We start from the raw sequence: 17,281 nt of genomic DNA, 5'->3' as shown, positions 1-17,281 counted from the left end.
AACACGTTTTCGATCATTGCCCGGCAGTGCATTGCGCAGCAATGTCACGAGAGGGGCGGTTGCGCCGTTTGCAGCGGCGATTGTCGTACTTCACAGGCGTCTTGCGCTGCTTCCGGCCGGGGGTTCAGACACGCACCCCCCTGTTCTTTAAAGCATTTCTGAATCAGCCGGCATCATAGCGATCCCCGCGCCCGAAAAGGCCGATCGCAAAAGCCGCAGGCAGGATGGGAAACCTAAATCCACGTTGTAGTGGACCTGTGCTGGAGTGGCGCCTTATTCTCAGGGATGCTGATTGAAAAAGGCTTCTGTAAAGGCGGTGAAAGCCTGGAGAATTGGCCGTTTGAGAGCTGCACCACGATGGGCAAGAGCGATCTGATGAAGGGGCGGATTGCCGGAAAGGGGGACCCGGATCAATGGGCTCCCATCATAACAGGGGGCATCCTGCAGATCGGTGGCCAGCAGACCGACGCCGAACCCGTTGGCCACCATAGAACGCAGCATTTCGATTGACCTGGTTTCGTGGGCGACCTGCACTGAGCCCTTGGCGTTTTGCAGCAGGGACAGAAAATAACTGCGGCTGTGGGGCAGGTTCATCAGGATGACCGGCTCCTGCGCCAGGTCTTCGGCGTTCACGCTGGGCTGTTGTGCCAGATGGTGCCCCTGCGGCAGCAGGGCATAGGGCACCGCCGCCATCAGCGGTGTGATGACAAAGTCGGATGGAATGCCGAAGTCGTATAGCAGCGCCATGTCAATCCGGCCTTCGCTGAGCCAGTCGAACAGCGTTTGCAGGTCACCTTCGAGGATACGGACTTCGGCGTCCGGGCGATCGTCCAGGAAGCGGCGCACCAGCCGTGGGGCATAGCGCGGGCCGAGGGTAGAAAACACTCCCAGGTTCAGGAACTCCGGTGTTCCGTCACCGCCGCTCAGTACCCAACGCGCTTGCTTCTCCAGTTCGCGCAGCTGGGCGACCTTGTGCCGCCCGAACGGGGTCAGCTCCATCCCGCGCCCGGGGATGCGGAGAAAGAGCTTCTGTCCGAACACCTCCTCGCAGCGGGCAATGGCCAGTGAAACCGAGGGCTGCGAGGTGTTCAGCGCGCGGCTCGCCGCGGCAGTGCTGCCGGTGTCTGCGACCGCCAGCAGGATTTCAACCTGGCGGAAGTTCAATGGTATATTCAAACAAGAATACCCTTCATATCTATCTCGTATTTTCTACAATACCCAACCGAAGGCTATCCTCCAGCAAGCAATTGAAGGTGGATGCATGTTAAAAGATGACAAAACGGCAGGCCGCAGGCCGCTCGAAGGAGTCCGGGTGCTGGATTTCTCACGTGTTCTGGCCGGGCCTTACTGCACGGCGCTGATGGCTGATCTGGGCGCGGAAGTAATCAAGGTTGAGCCCGCTGCAGGCGATGACTACCGCCATATCGGCCCGTTCAAGGAAGGCGAGAGCCTGCTGTTCCAGTCGGTGAACCGGGGCAAAAAATCCATCGTTCTGGATCTGAAAACCGCGAAAGGCGCGGCGGCGGCACGGGCGTTGGCGGCAGATTGCGACGTGCTGATCGAAAACTTCCGCCCCGGTGTGATGGAGCGGTTCGGGCTGGGTGCCGAGGAGCTTTGCACGGCCTATCCACAACTGGTCTATGTCTCGGTTTCCGGCTTTGGCCAGACCGGTCCGAACCGGATGCTGCCAGCCTATGACATCATCATCCAAGCGATGAGCGGCCTTATGGACATGACCGGCGATCCGGGCGGCCCGCCGATGATGGCCGGTGACGCCTTTGCCGATGTGGCGGGCGGCATGTTCGCTGCATTTGGGACGATGGTGGCGCTGTTCGACCGTACACGCAGCGGCCGCGGACGGCATGTTGATCTGGCGCTCTACGACTCGCTGGTGTCGATGATGCCGGTGGCGGCCTGCCGGGCGCTGATGGCGGGTGAGACGCCAAAGCGGACGGGCAGCAAACATGCGCTATCGGCGCCATTTGGCACCTATCCGGCCAAAGATGGCAGTTTCTCTGTTGCGGTACTGAACGACCGGCTGTTTGCCCGTTTCACAGAGGCCATTGGCGCGCCGGATCTGGCGGAGGACGAGCGTTTTGCCAGTGATGTGATGCGGCGTCAGAATGAACCGGCCCTGGCTCGGCATATCGAAGACTGGGCCACCGCGCGCTGCGCGCAGGACGCGGTGGCGGTCCTGACAGAGGCGGGCATTCCAGCCGCGGCCCTGAGTGCAGTGTCTGAGGCCTGGGCCTCGCCTCAGGCGCAGGCGCGTGGGCTGGCATCCCCAGTGAAACATCCCATTCTCGGCGAATTTTTTGTGCCGGAACAGCCCGTCCATTTCAGTGGAGCGGCAAGAGGTCACCTGCAGGCGGCCCCGGAACTGGGCGCGCACACACAGGAAATTCTACAACAGTTACAGGACGGAGAGGCCAAATGATCAGCGACCTGAACAGCGAAGAGCAGGCTGTCATCGGCCAAATTGAACGGTTTTCCGGCGAGGTGCTGGCACCTGCCGCCGCCGCCATCGACGCCAAGGGGCAGTTTGCAACCCTGCACCGCGCGGCACTGGCAGAATTGGGCATCATGGGCATGAACTTGCCAGAAACCTATGGCGGCATCGGCCTGTCCGGGCCGGCTCTGTACGGCGCGGTGGAGGCCATCGCAGGTGCCTGCGGCTCCACAGCCTCGATGCTGACGGCGCACTTCCTGGCAACAGATTCGCTGCTCCTGGGCGGGGATGAGGCGCTTAAACAGCGCTTCCTGCCGGCCGCCGCAGCGGGCGAGGCACTTGGCGCTTTTGCGCTGACTGAGCCGATGGCGGGTTCCAACCCCGCTGATATGCGCAGTACCGCCAGCCGCGAAGGCGACGGCTACCGGCTGAAGGGCTCCAAATGCTTCATCTCCAATGCGGGTGCTGCGGATTTCATCGTGATCTATGCCAAGACCGACAGCGCAGCCGGTGCCCGCGGGGTCAGCGCCTTTGTGGTTGAACCGTTCAGGAGCGACGGGGTGGAGATCGGCAAGCATGAGGAGACTCTGGGCTTGCGCGGTGGCCATGTTTTTCCGATTTCGTTTGACTGCCTTGTGCCCGCTGAAAACCGGCTTGGCGAGGAGGGGACTGGGTTCCGCACCGCTATGAGGGTGTTGGACAACGGGCGTATCGAAGTGGCCGCCCAGGCCACTGGCATTGCGCGTGCCGCACTGGATGCGGCTGTTTCCTATGCCAAGGAACGAGAGGTCGGCGGACAACCGATCGGCAATTTCCAGGGGCTGCAATGGATGCTGGCCGACAGTGCCACCGAACTGGCCGCGGCGCGGGCATTGGGGCTGCAAGCCGCCCGCAAGCGGGGAACCGGAGAACGGTATTCGTCGGAGTCTGCATTCGCCAAGCTTTATGCCAGTGAGGCTGCCTGGCGTATTGCGGACCGGGCGCTGCAGATCCACGGCGGCTATGGCTATACCCGTGATTTTCCGGTGGAACGCTACTTGCGCGACTTACGGATCTTCCGGATCTATGAAGGATCATCGGAGATCCAGCGAACCATCATCGCGCGCGAAATGCTGAGTTAACGGCTTAGGCGGGCGTCATGTCTGTTAGCGCCGTTTTTGAACATTGCTTCAGCGGAGTGCAACTGAACAGGCATTGTGAAGGCTGTTGCGGTAGTTCGGTCGTCGGACCGAATTCTAGACAGCCTTCCAAAATCTTTTTTGCTCTGGCGAAGCTGTTTTGCTTCGCCCAGTCGGTGCGGCATTCAACAGGCGTGCTCGGTTTCGCCACCGCTTATTCTAACTAAACTACGTCACCGGAACTGCCCAGATTTGCCTGTGCCCATCGGTCAAGCTCCTGCATCACGGGTTCAAGCGACTGCCCAGTTGTTGTCAGGGAATATTCCGTGCGGGGCGGAACCTCTGCATAAACTTTACGGATGACGATTCCATGCGCTTCCAGTTCCCGTAATTTGCGGGTCAGAACCCGCTGAGACACGTCGGGGATTTGACGGCGGATTTCACCGAACCGCCGGGTGCCGCCAAGCAGGAAATGAATGATCTGGCACTTCCACTTCCCGCCGATGATCTCGATGACGGTTTCGACCGGGCATACATGCGCGCCTGCATCTTTCTCTTTTGAATCCTTCATCTTGTCTTCGAACATCCCATTAAGCTCCCCGCTTCAGAAATGTACCCGTGGTTGCGCCGCGCTGCCAAGGCTTACTCCCTTCGCAGGGCGCTGGGTTCTGCGTCATGAACAGCCACTGTGCAGAAGCGAACTGACATCTTCAACAGTATCCAAAGTGTTCCTACTCACCACATTGGGTCATAGGTGCTAAATTTGGGCGCGGCGGCAAGGCAGAAACTGTCTTGGAGCCGCCAGCCCACGACCTGCCTGGAGGCACCATGAAACTGAAATCCACCTCACCCGCCCTGGCGGCAGGAATTCTGTCCCTGTCGTTTGCAACAGGCGCTGCCGCGCTCGAAACGCCTAAGTCCACCACTGTGTTGGAGTTTGCCGACAGCAATACGCTTTTTGTAGCTGATTCCGACGGCGGAAGGATCTTTGCCTACACGCTGCCCGAAGCTGCCCCGGCAGCGGAATCGCGCAGTTACAACCTGATTGGCCTGGGCGCCCGGCTGGCGGTCTCGACCGGCGCAGATCCGTACAGCATCAGCTATCACGATATCGCCGTGCATCCCGTGTCCAAGGAAACCTATATTTCGATGTCCCTGCGCTCGGGCGACAGCAAGTCGCCGATGATTGTGCGGGTGGATCAGGATGGCACCATCACGCCGCTGGATCTGACCACCTTGGAGGGCACATCGGTGGAACTGAACGGCACCCCTGATGAAAGCGTCACTTTCTGGCATGACATTCCGGCTGCCACCTTCACCGTCACGGATCTTGATTTCGTGGATGGCACGCTGTTCGCTGCCGGGCTGTCGACCGGAGAGTTCGCCTCAACCCTGCGGCAGATCCCGTACCCGTTTACTAACTCCGCTTCTGCGTCCAGTATCGAAATCTACCATACCGTTCACAATCAGACTGAAACCCGGGCACCGATCCGGGCTATGAGCGTGGTTAATCTGGACGGCGTGAAAACGGTTGTTGCCGCCTACACCTGTACGCCACTGGTCACGATCCCGTCTGGCGATTTGGCTGATGGTGCCCATGTAACCGGTAAAACTGTGGCCGAACTCGGCTATGGCAATACACCGCTTGAGGTGCTGCATTTCACTGCCCCGAATGAGGAGTTCCAGCCGGAAGAGTATGTGCTGGTCATCAACAAGGAACGCGATGCCGATCTGATCCGGGTGTCTGACCTGGCCGAGGCCAGCAAAGGCGAAGGGCTGTCGTCCCCCGAGCTTTGGGGCGACGCAGGGGTGAAAACCGCCGCACGCCCGCTGGGGGCAGTTTTGCAGGCCGATGACCAGGATGAGCAGTTTCTGGTCACGCTCAAGCGCAATCTGGATACCGGCGATGTCGACCTGGTCTCCTTCCGCAAGGGCGCCTACTTCCGGCTCAGCGATTTCGTTAGCGAATACAACTTCCCCGACTATCAGTATGTGGAGGAGCAGGAGTTTTTCCGCAACTTCCAGAACATGCTGAAGGCAGACGCGGGCTACGCTGATCTGGCGAGGTAAAGTGAAGATGCTCCGCAATCTGAAAACTGCATCCCTTTGGCTGGTCGCGCTTTTTGCGGCCAGTTCAGCGGCACATGCCTGCGAGGAAAGCGTGTCAGGTACTGCCCAGGTAACCCAAGTCTACCCCAGTGCTGATGTGCTGCCCGAAAACCTGCTGCGCTTCTATGTCTACTTCTCCGAACCGATGGCACGGGAGGGAATTTGGGACTCCGTCGTGCTGCTTGATGAAGACGGCAAGGTGGTTCCGGGGGCCTTCATCGAGAACAAATTCGATCTCTGGTCGCCGGATGACAGAAGGCTGACGGTGCTGTTTGACCCGGGCCGGGTGAAGACCGGGCTGGTAGCACACAATACGCTGGGCCGGGCGCTGGAGCCAGGGAAGGCTTATTCGCTGCAAATCAAGAGCAGCGCGGAAACCAGGCGTGGCTGCACGTTAACGCGCAGCTATGAAAAAACCTTCGTTGCTGCCGAAGCAGATTTCGAAGCGCCTGATTTTGCGACGTGGCAGGTGCAGGCACCCATGGCGAATTCTACTGAACCGCTTCTGATGACACTGAATGGCCCGATGGATCATGTCTCCCTGGCCTACAGGGTGCGGGTCACCGATGAAGCCGGTGCAAGGCTCGGTGGTTCCCTGCGCCTTGGGCCGGATGAGCAGGAGTGGATTTTCACACCCCGCGATCCCTGGGCAAACGCCGATTACCGGATTGAGGTGGACACCACCCTGGAAGACATCGCTGGAAACAGGCTGACCGGCTTGTTCGACCGGCCGCTGGACAGCGATGGCTACAGCCAGCCGGGACAGAAGACAGAAAGCCTCACCTTCAAGCCGCGCAGCAACTGAAGAGCTACATGGAAAGGACACCGGTCATGAAACTCTACTACGCACCCGGCACCTGTGCCTTGGCACCGCATATCGCCCTGGAATGGACGGGCAAGCCTTACGAGGTGGAGCTGGTCGAACTCGGGTCCGAGGAATACCTCAAGATCAATCCTCTGGGCATGGTCCCGGCGCTGAAGGATGATGGCTTCCGTATCATGACGCAGGCAGATGCGATCCTGAAGTATATCGAGGCCAAATACCCGGAAGCCGGCCTGGGCGTCGCCAAGGACCCGCTCAGCCAATTCGGGCTGGATGAGGTGCTGGCCTTTCTGACGGGCGATTTCCATCCCGCTTTCTGGCCCTTCTTTGTGCCGGACCGATACACGGTAAACGGCAGCGAGGGGGCACAGGATGAAGTGCGGCAAGGGGCATTCGCCAGGATAGATCGGGTGATGAGCCATCTCGGCACACTGCTGGACGGCGGCCCGCATGTTGCAGGCAGCAAGCGCAAGATTGCCGACCCCTATGCTTTTGCAATGGTCCGCTGGACGGCACACACGCCGAAACCCTGGCAGGACTACCCCTCGGTGAAACGCTTCATGGAAACTATGCTGGAAGACCCCGGCGTGCAGGCTGCGATGAACGCGCAAAGATTGAGCTGACAATGCAGAGCTACGACTACAACGCCCCCGAGTACCACATTGCCTCGCGCGGCCGGATTGGCCCGGACCTGCTGCACGGCCTGTTTCCAGCGGACCGTTCGGCATGGGACGATGACCCCCGGTTTCTTGGCTGGCCTGCGCATCTTCAGCGCCTTCACGCCTCGATCTCTGAGGCCAGTGCCCGGCTGATCGGCGGGCTGGAATTTGTCTTGGGGGAGCCGGAAGGCAGCGCGCAGGAGTTGATGGGCCTGACCGGCATGAACCGGCTGGGGCTTGACCTGGTCTCGCATGTTCACGGCCATCACAGCTTCGAGGACAGCAATGTGCTGCCCGGGTTCCTGGGGCGCTTCCCGCAGCTGGCTTCGGCCATAGACCTTCTGGAAAACGACCACCAGGTCCTGGATCAGGCGCTGGACCAGTCGGAACAGGTCTTTGCCCTGCTTCGCGGTGGGGAAACCTCAAAATCACAAATCGGCAAAGCGCTGGAGCAGGCGAAAGTTCTGAACAAGATCCTGAACCGGCATACCTATGACGAGGAAGATATCCTGATCCCGGCGGTGCTGCATGCCTATGCCTGAAACACCGGACGACATCCCCCGGCTTTTTGCCGAGGCCTGGAACGCCAGGGATGCGGTTGCCCTGGCTGCCCTCTTTGCTGAGGACGCTGATTTCGTCAATGTCGTGGGCCTGTGGTGGCACAACCGCGTCGACATCGAAAAAGCGCACGCCTACGGGCTCAGTACGTTTTTCCGGCACTCAGAGATTACTGCCCGGGGTATCAAGGTCCGGCGGGTTGGCGGCGACACCGCGATCATTCACACCCGCTGGAAACTGGCAGGGCAGATTGGCAAGGCAGGTGAAACCCTTGAGGACCGTTTCGCAATAATGGTGTTCTTTGCACAGCGCCTGGCTAATGGCTGGGCCGTCATGGCTGCGCATAACACCGACGTCTTACCGGGTATGGAGACTATTGCTGCCAAGGACGGGTCGGCATTTGCTGTAAACTACCGGGATGGCGAATAGCGGCTACCCCACTTGTTCGTTCTAGCCCTGGAACCAAGGTCTATTTGCCGCAACTGAGGCTCAGGTAGGAAGAAACTGTAGAATGAACCCGGATTTGGAAGGCCTCTCCTGTTGCGGTCAGGAGAGGCACTAAGGACCTGCTGGCCGGTCTACGAACTTGTCCCAACTGGCGCGCGGTTGATTCGGCTAAGTTCTTCCATCACGTCAAACACGTGGTCGCTGATGACCTCGATGCCGATCGCGTTCAATCGCGGGATATGCATGGCCTTGTAGGCTTCCAGGTGCTCCAGATCCTTGAACAGATAGGTGGAGCCGAAGTGACTGGTGCCGGCCTCATGCGTCCAGATTTTCCAGACGACGCCCGGCTCCTGGGCGATGCTCTCGGCAAGCTGTTTGGCGCCTTGGAGGAATTCTTCGGTGACGGGGCCATCATAGGTCAGGTGGATGTCCCAGATTTTCTGAGTGCTCATGAGTGGGTCCCTTTGAGGAGTTGAGGGGAAACGTGCTGCGGCGATTATGCTGTTGCGGGTCAGCCCTTGCGGAGTTGCAGGAAGCAGAGAGCCGAGAGCAAGGCGAAGAAAGCCGGATCCGACCAGCCGAAGCCGGCGAAAATACCTGCGGCACCGGCGTAGAAGGTGACAGCGAGGCCCAGCAGGTTGGTCCACATCAGGCCGGTCAGGATCTTGCGGCCCTCGCCGCTGCCGGAGGGCGCATCGCGGAACAGGAAGCTGATGACCGCGATGCCGCCCAGAAAGATGCTGTTGTGCTGCGACAGGAACCAGGCGTAGCGGTCGTTCAGCTCGACGCCGTAGTTCGGCCACAACAGGCCGGGTGCAAAGAACAGCGCCAGCGCGAAGAAAGCGTAGATCACGCTGTGCGCTGTCAGGAAGGTGCGGTTACTCATCGGTATGATCCTTTCGGGTGCGGTGCATGCTGCGGCGGAGCTGGTTCAGCACCCGGATGGTTTGGCGCTTGCCGTCGGCGGGCAGGCCTTCAAAGATCTCCGCCAGAGCGGCGTTGTGGGCGGGCAGGAAGGTTTCGACCTTTGCCCTGCCTTCGGTTGTCAGGGACAGGACGCGGCTGCGCCGGTCCGTATCGCTGACCGTTTTTTCGACAAGCCCGGAGCGGATCAGGTTCTTGATCACCACATCCAAGTTTCCGGAGGTTCCAAGTGCCCGTTCCAGCAGCGCATTCACGGTCATCGGGCCTTTGTTGCTGAGGGTTTCCAGCACGTCCCATTGCGACGCGGTCAGGCCTGCGGCCCGGAACGCCGGGCCGATCGCCCGATGGAACTGCTGGGCACTGCGCAGGAGGGCCAGAACCAGGGCCATGTTTTCGCGGTCATGTGTGTTTCGTTTCATGCTTTGGTATTTATCCCTATGTAGGGGTACTTCAAGCTGCGCCTTTAAGGAAAATGGGGGCGGGACGCCACACCTTTGTTTTTTTGAGCAATAAGTTGGTTTTGCGCCGGGAAACCCTGCTGCGCTATTCGCGCAGCAGTGCCTTGAAGATATCGGAATGATCCAGCCTGCCAATGATGTCGCGGCCATTGGACACGAAGTACTCTCCGCCGTCGTTCAGTTGCGCCCGCATCAGGTCCTTAACCGTCGTGCCGGCATCGCGTACGCGCGCGCCGGAGGGGATGGTGCCGTTGACCGGCTTCATGATTTCGGCTGCATGAAGCACATTCATCGGATTCATGTGGGACACGAAGTTCCGCACATAGTCCGTGGCCGGCTTCAGCACGATTTCCTGCGGTGCGCCCAGCTGCACGATGCGGCCGCCTTCCATGATCGCAATCCGGTTGCCAAGTTTGATCGCCTCGTCCAGATCGTGGCTGACGAAAAGGATCGTCTTTTTCAGGTCCGCTTGAAGCTCCAGCAGTTCGTCCTGCAGCTCGTTGCGGATCAGCGGGTCCAGCGCCGAGAACGGCTCATCCATCAGCAGGAGCGGCGCGTCGGTGGCAAAGGCGCGGGCCAAGCCCACCCGCTGCTGCATACCGCCCGAAAGCTCAGAGACATTGGTATTGGCCCATTGCCCAAGATGCACCTTCTCCAGCTGCCGCATGGCCCGCTGAAGCCGCTCCTCCCGTGGCACACTGGCAGCCTCTAACCCGAAGGCCGCGTTTTCCAGCACGCTGCGCCAGGGCAGCAGGCCAAACTGCTGAAACACCATCGACACGTCATGGCGGCGGAGGCTCCGCAATTCTGCGGCAGAGGCGGCGGCGAGGTCCACAAGCCCGCCTTTGCTGCGCAGATGCACGGTGCCGGCAGCCAGCGGATTGAGCCTGTTGGAGGCGCGCAGCAGAGTCGACTTCCCGGAGCCGGACAGGCCCATCAGCACCACGATCTCACCTTCCTGCACCTCGAGCGAACAGTTGTGGACCCCCAGGATCTGCCCGCTTTCGGCCCGGACCTCTTCCCGGCTCAGGCCCGCGTCCATCAGCGGCAGTGCGGATTTCGGATTGTCGCCGAACACGATGCTGGCGTTTTCGAACTTGATGACCGGCTGTTCCATATCAGCTCCTCCCGGCTTTCAGCAGGCGGTCCAGAAGGATCGCAACGATAACAATTACAATGCCAACTTCGAAGCCCTTGCCGACATTGACCTGGTTGAGCGCGCGCAGGGTGGGAACGCCCAGCCCGCTGGCGCCGACAAGCGCGGCCACAACGACCATCGACAGCGACAGCATGATGGTCTGGGTCAATCCGGCCAGGATCTGAGGCATGGCCCAGGGCAGCTTCACCTTCCACAGCACCATCGCCGGGGTGGCGCCAAAGGCATCCGCAGTTTCCACCAGCGCATGCGGCGTTGATGAGATGCCAAGGTAAGTCAGCCGGATCGGGGCGGGGACGGCAAACACAACTGTTGCAATCAGGGCCGGAACCGCACCGAGACCAAACAGCACCAGCGCCGGGATCAGGTAGACGAAGGTGGGGATCGTCTGCATCAGATCCAGTAGCGGCTGCAGAAGCCGGTAGAGCCAAGGCCGCCCGGCAGCCAGAACCCCGACAGGCACGCCGATCAGCATCGACATAGTGGTTGCCGCGAGCACCAGAGACAGTGTTTCGGTGGTCTCGATCCAGTACCCCTGGTTGATGACCAGAAGCAGGCCGAGTGCCGCAAAGGCAGTCAAGGCCAGCGAGCGGTGCAAATACCAGGCCAGCCCTGAAACCAGGCCGACCAGCACCAGCGGATGCGGCATCTGCAGCAGCCAAAGAGTGCCTGCGACGATGGCTCCGATCACCTCTGACAGCCCGTCAAAGAACCAGGCCATGTTGCCGGTCAGCCAGTCGACCATCAGCTTTGCCCAATGGCCGACCGGGATCTTATGTGTTTCAAGCCACTCCATGGCTTTCTCCAATTCTTGCCCTTGTGCCTGCAGCCGGCTCCAGACAGTTGAGGGCGGCATCGCACATCATGGGATCCAGAACATGCCCGACGCCCGGCAGCAGCTCGAAGCGGGCCTCCGGGATTAGCGCAGCCGCAGCCGCGCCCCTTTGCGGGGAAATGCAGCTGTCGCGGTCGCCGTGCAGAACCAATGTCCGGCTTTGGATTGACTTGAGCAGCGGCCGCCGGTCCGGTGTGGTCAGAACCGCAAGTGCGTGGCGGGCTGCACCGCCGCAAGAATACCCCGCGGAGAAAGCAGCGTTGACTTCGCTCCGAAGCTCCGGCGTGTCGGTGAGGCGGCCCGCGCCATAGGCCAAAGCGTCTTCCAGCAGGTATGTCCGGATCAGTTCCGGATCCGAAGGCCGGGTGAACAGACGCGCCATCCGGCACCTGGAATCCGCGTCGCCATCGACTTCGGCGGTTCCGTCGTTGCTGGCCAGCTGCACAAAGCGTCCGGCCCGCGGACCCGCGGCGGCAGCAACCAGCTGGCTGATCATGCCGCCCATGGAGAACCCGATGATGTCGAAGGTGCCGACCTGCAGGCGGTCCAGCAGCGCCAGGACATCATCCCGCATGTCAAAGAGGGAATAAGGGGCCAGATCCTGGGCGGCCGCGGTATCGCCCTGCATCCAGATCCCGGCAGCAAGCGGCTCGCTGTCTTCACCGCAGCGCGGCGACTTTCCAGCATCGCGGTTGTCAATGCAGATGACCCGGCGGGTTTCCGACAGCTGCCGGATAAAATCCGCGGGCCACTCGATCGCCTGCATGCCTAGCCCGACCAAGAGGACAACGGGATGGGCAGCCGGATCACCGGCCTCCCAGTAGCTGAGCTGCACCGGCTGGCCATTTGCCTTGGCGGTGTGAGGAATGAGCCACTCCATGATGGTCATTCCAGCCCGGCATAGGCGCGGACTGCGGGCAGTCCCGGGCCGCCTGCAAGGGTGGACACTCCGTCCAGCCAACCGTCCAGCATGCCCGGGTGGTGTTTGATCAGCCGCATCGCAGCCTCTTCGGGATCTTCGCCATCGTTGATGATGTACCCCATGCCCTCGCTTTCCATCGGCACGGTAAAGTCCAGCTGGGCGATCAGGCGCCCGATGTTCGGGCATTCCTCGGTATAGCCCGCGCGGGTCTGGGTATGTACTGTCGCGGCCCCGAAGTCCGGACCAAAATAGTCGTCTCCACCGCTCAGGTACTCGATGTCGAATTCCACATGCATCGGATGCGGGGCCCACCCGAGGAACACGACCCAATCCTCACGCGATACGGCCCTGCGCACCTGCGCCAGCATGCCCTGCTCCGAGCTTTCAACGACGTTCCAGCCGCCCAGCCCGAAGGCATTCGTGTCGATGATATCCATCATCTGCGTGTTTGAGCCGGGTTCGATGCCGTAGAAGCGGCTGCCGAACTTTTCTGAGTGGGCGGCTAGGTCGGCAAAGCTGGTGACGCCCGCCTCATAGACGTACTTCGGCACGGCAAAGGTGTACTTCGCCCCTTCCAGGTTCTGGTTCACCGTCTCAATGTCATCGCCTTCGATATAGGGCGCGAAATAGGTTACCATGGCAGGGTCCCAGTATCCCAGGAACAGGTCCAGATCGCCGTTGACCATCGCCTCATAGGTGACCGTGGTACCTAGCACCTTTGTTTCCGCCCCATACCCCAGCCCCTTCAGCAGCACGGATGCCACACCTGAAGTGAGCGCTAGGTCCGTCCAGCCCGGCTCCGCCATCCGGACTTTCTCGCAGGATGCTTCAGCCAAACCCGCCCCCCAGAAGCGAAATGCCAAGGGCAGCTGAAATCGATAATGCCTTCATTTTTTCCTCCCAGTTTTTTAGACTCATTGGTCTACAAATAGTCTGATAGGTACACATTGACACTCGAGTCAACGAATTATTTACTCTGGCCAGCTCTGGGAGAGACGGATGAAGCGGAACAAACTGTGGCGGCTAAGGACCGAGGAATATTCCAAGGCGGCCTTCGAAACCCTTAGTGAAGAAGGGCTTTCCGCAACCACCGTGGAGAAGGTAGCCAAGCGTGCGGGTGTCTCTAAGACCAACGTCCTGCACTATTTCGGAAACAAGGCCCGGCTGCTTGAAATGGCCCTGCGCTACGGCAACGCGGACCTGGCCCGCGAAGTCAGCGCGCTCTTGATTCGCTCAAACACGCCCTGGGAAAGGGTCTATTCTGTGATCGAAGCCAACTTCTCGCGTCAGTTTTTCACTCCCAAGATTGCGCATGCCTGGCTCTCGCTGCTCGCGGAGATCCCGTACAATCCGAGCTACCAGAGAATACAGACCGCCATTCACCAGCGGATGCGCTCAAACCTGATGCATGCGCTGGAACAGCTGGCAGAGCGGGAAAGGGCAGAGGAGGTCGCCTTGGCGATTTCGGTCATGATCGACGGACTTTGGCTGCGGTGCGGCCTGCACGAAGGCGGTATCAGCCGTGACACCGCCCTCCAGCAAATGGAACTGCTTATGTTGTCCCTGTTTCCTAACAGCCCCGAACGGTTGGCTGCCAAGGCCCGCATAGATGAGGTTCAGTCGATCCTGAACCCGGGTTGAACCCGCTTACTGACTAACCTTCCCCGAAAAGGACCTTTGGAGCGGGAGCCGCCACCCTGTCAGTTTGCACAGAGGAGTTGAGCACCTGTCCCTTTGGCCCGGAGGATCAGGACGCACCGCGGAAGATTTGGCAGGCCTGCGCGTGCGCCGAGATGAATCTTCTGCTGTCGGCATGTCTGAAAGCCCCGCACGTGAGTGTCTGATTTCTCAAGCAAGCTTAAGTGAATTTCGCTTCCTTAGCGAAAAGCGGCTGTGCCGCCAGAACGTTCTAGTGCTCTCGCAAATGAAGCAATGATCTCGTGCCTGCAGAGATGGGCAGGTTTGTCCGGTGGGCTGTGAGTTCTACTATCTCCAGATTTTGCACGTGCGGCGAATGGCCGGTAAGCGAGCTGCGGCTGCAGCAACGTGAAGGTAGGGCGAAGGTCCGGTCTCTTCCGGTCATGCCACTTCGGCGGACCTTGAGGTCAATCTTTGCAAAGGTCACTATCTGCGCAAAGGTGCCGTTAGCTGTGCTATATCATGGGACTATATGATTGTGGAGAGGGCAGCTAGGATACGGCGGTTGCCTGGTCTCGCAACCTAAATATTTTTGGCAAAACAACGCGTCACGCCACGCAATCGCGGGGCTTTCTGCGTTCGCGCCAAGGTGCTGGAAGAACTCTTGAGGGCAAGGAGCCAAGTCAAACCGTGGCGGATTGGCAACGGGGCGCCATGCAGCCTTGGCACAGTGCGGCCCTTGCCAGAGCGCTCTAGTCGGCGGCCGGCAAAGACGGCAATTTCTCGTGCCGCGGCGGAACCCCGAATTTCCGCACGTATTCCCGGCTGAACTGGGTCGGGCTTTCATACCCGACATCATAGGCCGCCGAAGCCACCGACTTGCCGCCGCCCAGCAGCAGGCGGCGCGCCTCCATCAGCCGCAGCTCCTTTTGGTATTGCAGCGGCGTGGTGGAGGTCAGCGCCTTGAAATGCTCGTGAAAGGTGGACTGGCTCATGCCTGCCTCCGCAGCCAGATCGGCCACCGGCAGGGGGGACTTGTACTGTTCACGGATCAGGGCAATCGCCTTGGTGATCCGGCTTGCCGGACTTTCGTGCAGCAGCAGCTGGCGCAGCATCCCGCCGTGCTGGGCGCGCAGCAGGCGGAAATGGATCTCCTTCAGCACCAGGGGCGCCAGCGCCTGCACCTCCACCGGGTCCCGCGCCAGCCGGAACAGCCGCCCGACGGCATCGAACAAGGCGGCATCGCCGTCCGCCACGCTCATCGAATGGGAGGACCGCCCTGCATCCGGCAGGGTGCCGGTCTCGTCATAGAGGCTGCGCACCATCGCCAGGTCCAGCTGCAGCGCCAGCGAGACATAGGGCTTGTCCGGCGAAGCATCGATCACCCCGGCCGACACCGGCAAGGCATGGCTGACGATCAGCGATTTGCCGGCGCCGTAACGGACCGTGCGGTCCTCCAGCTGCGCCTCCTTGGCGCCTTGCAGGACCAGGCACATCACCGGCTCATAGATCATCGCCTGGAATTCAGTCCGCTTCTCGCTGCAGAAGGCAAACAACCCGCCCACGCCGGTTTCGCAGCCGGTGTCCAGCGCGCCTTGCTGCCGGACAAAAGCCGCAACATCGGAAATCAGGTCCTGCGGTACCATCGGCGCTCCTCCTCTTTGATCAGACTATAGGCGGGCAGGGGCAGGGGAAGAACCGCAAATCCCGGCATCCCGGAGGATCAGGCAGATCATCCGGAGGATCGGGCACAGGAACCGGCCCGGCGGGCACTAGGTTAAGGTCCAGCAGCACAGCCAAAGCCCGGCGGTTGACCGGCAGCACGGCATTTCAGGGAGGACACATCCATGTATGAAGACGCACTTGCAGCAGGCGGCCTGGCGGTTGTGACCGGCGGCGCCAGCGGGGTTGGCTTTGCCGCCGCGGAACGCTTTGCCCGGGCCGGGCTGGGCGTGGTTCTGGCCGATCTGCCGGGCGAGGCGCTGGATCAGGCGGCGGAGAAGCTGCGCAGCCAGGTTCAGCCGGGTACGCAGGTTCTGGCCGTTCCCACCGATGTCAGCGACGCAAAGGCCGTTCAGGCCCTGGCGGATGCTGCCTTCGCCGCGGGCGAGGTGGCGGTGCTGATGAACAACGCAGGCATCGGCCGCCCCTCCGGCAGCTGGGAAGAACCTGAGGCCTGGCGCGCGATGATCGAGGTGAACCTGTTCGGCGTGCTGAACGGAGTGCAGGCCTTTTTGCCGCGGATGATCGCCGCTGCACGCCCGGCGGTTGTCATCAACACCGGCTCGAAGCAGGGCATCACCACGCCGCCGGGCAACCCGGGCTACAACGTCTCCAAGGCCGGCGTGAAGGTGCTGACAGAGATGCTGGCGCATGACCTGCGGCAGGCCGAGGCGCCGGTCACCGCGCATCTGTTCGTCCCCGGCTTCACCTATACCGGCATGGTCGCCCGCCACATTCCGGAGAAGCCCGCCTCTGCCTGGACCTCGGAGCAGACCGTGGATCACCTGCTGACGCGCATGGCAGCGGGCGATTTCTACATTCTTTGCCCGGACAACGACGTGACGCCGGCCCGCGACCGGCGCCGGGTTGCCTGGGCCCTGGGCGATATCCTGGAAAACCGCCCGGCCCTGTCGCGCTGGCATCCCGACTATGCCGGTGCCTTTGCAGACTTCGAAAAATCCTGAACCAGAAATTCCAGCCAAGGGGAGGCCCCATAGCCATGGCACTATCACTGAAACTCAACGGCCAGACGCATCAGGTCGAGGCCGAGCCCGGAACCCCGCTGTTGTGGGTGATCCGGGATGAACTGAAGCTGACCGGAACCAAGTTCGGCTGCGGCGTCGCCGCCTGCGGCGCCTGCACCGTGCATCTGGACGGTCAGCCGGTGCGCTCCTGCCAGACCTATGTCGAGGACGCCGAAGGCGCCGAGATCACCACGATCGAAGGGCTGGAGTCCAAAGTGTCCAAGGCCGTGCAGGACGCCTGGGTCGAGTTGGACGTGGTGCAGTGCGGCTACTGCCAGTCGGGCCAGATCATGTCTGCCGTGGGGCTGCTGAGCGAAAACCCCAAGCCGACGGTGGAAGAGATCGACGATTACATGAACGGCAACGCCTGCCGCTGCGCCACCTACCAGCGCATCCGCGCCGCGATCCAGCGCGCATCTGAAATGATGGAGGCCTGAT

20 protein-coding genes and 1 pseudogene are annotated in these 17,281 nt (G+C 60.9%); 10 read left to right on the top strand and 11 right to left on the bottom strand.

The features are described from left to right. Positions 1-55: 55 nt before the first annotated feature. Positions 56-163 (bottom strand): annotated as a pseudogene (locus AC58NV_RS22120) (IS5/IS1182 family transposase); the annotation flags it as partial. A gap of 116 nt (positions 164-279) precedes the next feature. Continuing rightward, positions 280-1,164 carry a LysR family transcriptional regulator gene (locus AC58NV_RS22115; protein ID WP_497229076.1) on the bottom strand — a complete coding sequence of 295 codons (885 nt, stop codon included), beginning with the start codon at positions 1,162-1,164 and terminating at the stop codon, positions 280-282. Between AC58NV_RS22115 and AC58NV_RS22110 the strand changes: the two genes are divergently transcribed. Both AC58NV_RS22110 and AC58NV_RS22105 read left to right on the top strand, forming a co-directional pair. After that, positions 1,121-2,437: a CaiB/BaiF CoA transferase family protein gene (locus tag AC58NV_RS22110; protein ID WP_497229075.1), complete on the top strand. Its 1,317-nt coding sequence runs from the start codon at positions 1,121-1,123 to the stop codon at positions 2,435-2,437. The two genes, AC58NV_RS22115 and AC58NV_RS22110, sit on opposite strands and share 44 nt — an antisense overlap. Beyond that, on the top strand, positions 2,434-3,570 hold the full coding sequence (locus AC58NV_RS22105; RefSeq protein ID WP_497229074.1) for an acyl-CoA dehydrogenase family protein: 1,137 nt from the start codon (positions 2,434-2,436) through the stop codon (positions 3,568-3,570). Before AC58NV_RS22110 ends, AC58NV_RS22105 begins: the two co-directional genes overlap by 4 nt. Before the next feature lie 220 nt (positions 3,571-3,790). Here AC58NV_RS22105 and AC58NV_RS22100 read toward each other — a convergent pair whose 3' ends face one another. Then, on the bottom strand, positions 3,791-4,153 hold the full coding sequence (locus AC58NV_RS22100) for a winged helix-turn-helix transcriptional regulator (protein ID WP_497229073.1): 363 nt from the start codon (positions 4,151-4,153) through the stop codon (positions 3,791-3,793). Between the two features lie 242 nt (positions 4,154-4,395). On the opposite strand from AC58NV_RS22100, the gene AC58NV_RS22095 reads away from it, so the two are divergent. From AC58NV_RS22095 to AC58NV_RS22075, 5 genes are read left to right on the top strand one after another with little or no spacing between them, the layout of a single operon-like run. Next, positions 4,396-5,637, top strand: coding sequence for a hypothetical protein (locus AC58NV_RS22095; protein ID WP_497229072.1), 1,242 nt, complete (start codon positions 4,396-4,398; stop codon positions 5,635-5,637). Positions 5,638-5,644: 7 nt separating this feature from the next. Further along, positions 5,645-6,481, top strand: a complete 837-nt coding sequence (locus tag AC58NV_RS22090; RefSeq protein ID WP_497229071.1) for an Ig-like domain-containing domain — start codon at positions 5,645-5,647, stop codon at positions 6,479-6,481. Between the two features lie 26 nt (positions 6,482-6,507). After that, the gene (locus AC58NV_RS22085; protein WP_497229070.1) at positions 6,508-7,122 is read left to right on the top strand and encodes a glutathione S-transferase family protein; all 615 of its coding nucleotides are present in this window, start codon (positions 6,508-6,510) and stop codon (positions 7,120-7,122) included. Between the two features lie 2 nt (positions 7,123-7,124). Next, positions 7,125-7,700 carry a hemerythrin domain-containing protein gene (locus tag AC58NV_RS22080; RefSeq protein ID WP_497229069.1) on the top strand — a complete coding sequence of 192 codons (576 nt, stop codon included), beginning with the start codon at positions 7,125-7,127 and terminating at the stop codon, positions 7,698-7,700. After that, positions 7,687-8,145 (top strand): SgcJ/EcaC family oxidoreductase, encoded by a 459-nt coding sequence (locus tag AC58NV_RS22075; RefSeq protein ID WP_497229068.1) that lies wholly within the window; start codon positions 7,687-7,689, stop codon positions 8,143-8,145. Before AC58NV_RS22080 ends, AC58NV_RS22075 begins: the two co-directional genes overlap by 14 nt. A 149-nt stretch (positions 8,146-8,294) precedes the next feature. On the opposite strand, the gene AC58NV_RS22070 is transcribed toward AC58NV_RS22075, so the two are convergent. The 7 genes from AC58NV_RS22070 to choX form a co-directional block, all read right to left on the bottom strand. Continuing rightward, a complete protein-coding gene (locus tag AC58NV_RS22070) occupies positions 8,295-8,615 on the bottom strand; it encodes a monooxygenase (RefSeq protein WP_497229067.1) in 321 nt (106 codons plus the stop codon). A 59-nt stretch (positions 8,616-8,674) separates the two neighbouring features. Further along, a complete protein-coding gene (locus tag AC58NV_RS22065; protein ID WP_497229066.1) occupies positions 8,675-9,049 on the bottom strand; it encodes a hypothetical protein in 375 nt (124 codons plus the stop codon). Beyond that, on the bottom strand, positions 9,042-9,506 hold the full coding sequence (locus AC58NV_RS22060; RefSeq protein WP_497229065.1) for a MarR family winged helix-turn-helix transcriptional regulator: 465 nt from the start codon (positions 9,504-9,506) through the stop codon (positions 9,042-9,044). Before AC58NV_RS22060 ends, AC58NV_RS22065 begins: the two co-directional genes overlap by 8 nt. 124 nt (positions 9,507-9,630) lie before the next feature. Further along, on the bottom strand, positions 9,631-10,662 hold the full coding sequence (choV, locus tag AC58NV_RS22055; protein ID WP_497229064.1) for a choline ABC transporter ATP-binding protein: 1,032 nt from the start codon (positions 10,660-10,662) through the stop codon (positions 9,631-9,633). Between the two features lies 1 nt (position 10,663). Beyond that, positions 10,664-11,497, bottom strand: a complete 834-nt coding sequence (gene choW / locus AC58NV_RS22050) for a choline ABC transporter permease subunit (protein WP_226431553.1) — start codon at positions 11,495-11,497, stop codon at positions 10,664-10,666. After that, positions 11,484-12,416 (bottom strand): alpha/beta fold hydrolase, encoded by a 933-nt coding sequence (locus tag AC58NV_RS22045; protein WP_497229063.1) that lies wholly within the window; start codon positions 12,414-12,416, stop codon positions 11,484-11,486. The genes choW and AC58NV_RS22045 overlap by 14 nt, the downstream gene beginning before the upstream one ends. Before the next feature lie 5 nt (positions 12,417-12,421). Continuing rightward, positions 12,422-13,294, bottom strand: a complete 873-nt coding sequence (gene choX / locus AC58NV_RS22040; RefSeq protein ID WP_497229062.1) for a choline ABC transporter substrate-binding protein — start codon at positions 13,292-13,294, stop codon at positions 12,422-12,424. A 163-nt stretch (positions 13,295-13,457) separates the two neighbouring features. Between choX and betI the strand changes: the two genes are divergently transcribed. Then, positions 13,458-14,099 (top strand): transcriptional regulator BetI, encoded by a 642-nt coding sequence (betI, locus tag AC58NV_RS22035; protein ID WP_497229061.1) that lies wholly within the window; start codon positions 13,458-13,460, stop codon positions 14,097-14,099. 749 nt (positions 14,100-14,848) lie between these two features. Here the strand turns inward: betI and AC58NV_RS22030 are convergent. Further along, a complete protein-coding gene (locus AC58NV_RS22030) occupies positions 14,849-15,742 on the bottom strand; it encodes an AraC family transcriptional regulator (protein ID WP_497229060.1) in 894 nt (297 codons plus the stop codon). 201 nt (positions 15,743-15,943) lie between these two features. Here AC58NV_RS22030 and AC58NV_RS22025 point away from each other — a divergent pair, with 201 nt between their 5' ends. Then, a complete protein-coding gene (locus AC58NV_RS22025) occupies positions 15,944-16,783 on the top strand; it encodes an SDR family NAD(P)-dependent oxidoreductase (RefSeq protein ID WP_497229059.1) in 840 nt (279 codons plus the stop codon). Positions 16,784-16,818: 35 nt separating this feature from the next. Then, positions 16,819-17,280, top strand: a complete 462-nt coding sequence (locus tag AC58NV_RS22020; RefSeq protein ID WP_497229058.1) for a (2Fe-2S)-binding protein — start codon at positions 16,819-16,821, stop codon at positions 17,278-17,280. The last annotated feature ends 1 nt before the right edge of the window (position 17,281 follow it).

The sequence above is a fragment of the Leisingera sp. ANG49 genome, from assembly GCF_059694505.1.
This window is presented reverse-complemented; position numbering and strand designations above follow the sequence as displayed.

Coding starts and splice junctions, on each gene's coding strand:
- AC58NV_RS22105 (WP_497229074.1), top strand. CDS start 2,434: ATGATCAGCGACCTGAACAGCGAAGAGCAGGCTGTCATCGGCCAAATT.
- AC58NV_RS22100 (WP_497229073.1), bottom strand. CDS start 4,153: ATGTTCGAAGACAAGATGAAGGATTCAAAAGAGAAAGATGCAGGCGCG.
- AC58NV_RS22095 (WP_497229072.1), top strand. CDS start 4,396: ATGAAACTGAAATCCACCTCACCCGCCCTGGCGGCAGGAATTCTGTCC.
- AC58NV_RS22090 (WP_497229071.1), top strand. CDS start 5,645: ATGCTCCGCAATCTGAAAACTGCATCCCTTTGGCTGGTCGCGCTTTTT.
- AC58NV_RS22085 (WP_497229070.1), top strand. CDS start 6,508: ATGAAACTCTACTACGCACCCGGCACCTGTGCCTTGGCACCGCATATC.
- AC58NV_RS22080 (WP_497229069.1), top strand. CDS start 7,125: ATGCAGAGCTACGACTACAACGCCCCCGAGTACCACATTGCCTCGCGC.
- AC58NV_RS22075 (WP_497229068.1), top strand. CDS start 7,687: ATGCCTATGCCTGAAACACCGGACGACATCCCCCGGCTTTTTGCCGAG.
- AC58NV_RS22070 (WP_497229067.1), bottom strand. CDS start 8,615: ATGAGCACTCAGAAAATCTGGGACATCCACCTGACCTATGATGGCCCC.
- AC58NV_RS22065 (WP_497229066.1), bottom strand. CDS start 9,049: ATGAGTAACCGCACCTTCCTGACAGCGCACAGCGTGATCTACGCTTTC.
- AC58NV_RS22060 (WP_497229065.1), bottom strand. CDS start 9,506: ATGAAACGAAACACACATGACCGCGAAAACATGGCCCTGGTTCTGGCC.
- choV (WP_497229064.1), bottom strand. CDS start 10,662: ATGGAACAGCCGGTCATCAAGTTCGAAAACGCCAGCATCGTGTTCGGC.
- choW (WP_226431553.1), bottom strand. CDS start 11,497: ATGGAGTGGCTTGAAACACATAAGATCCCGGTCGGCCATTGGGCAAAG.
- AC58NV_RS22045 (WP_497229063.1), bottom strand. CDS start 12,416: ATGGAGTGGCTCATTCCTCACACCGCCAAGGCAAATGGCCAGCCGGTG.
- betI (WP_497229061.1), top strand. CDS start 13,458: ATGAAGCGGAACAAACTGTGGCGGCTAAGGACCGAGGAATATTCCAAG.
- AC58NV_RS22030 (WP_497229060.1), bottom strand. CDS start 15,742: ATGGTACCGCAGGACCTGATTTCCGATGTTGCGGCTTTTGTCCGGCAG.
- AC58NV_RS22025 (WP_497229059.1), top strand. CDS start 15,944: ATGTATGAAGACGCACTTGCAGCAGGCGGCCTGGCGGTTGTGACCGGC.
- AC58NV_RS22020 (WP_497229058.1), top strand. CDS start 16,819: ATGGCACTATCACTGAAACTCAACGGCCAGACGCATCAGGTCGAGGCC.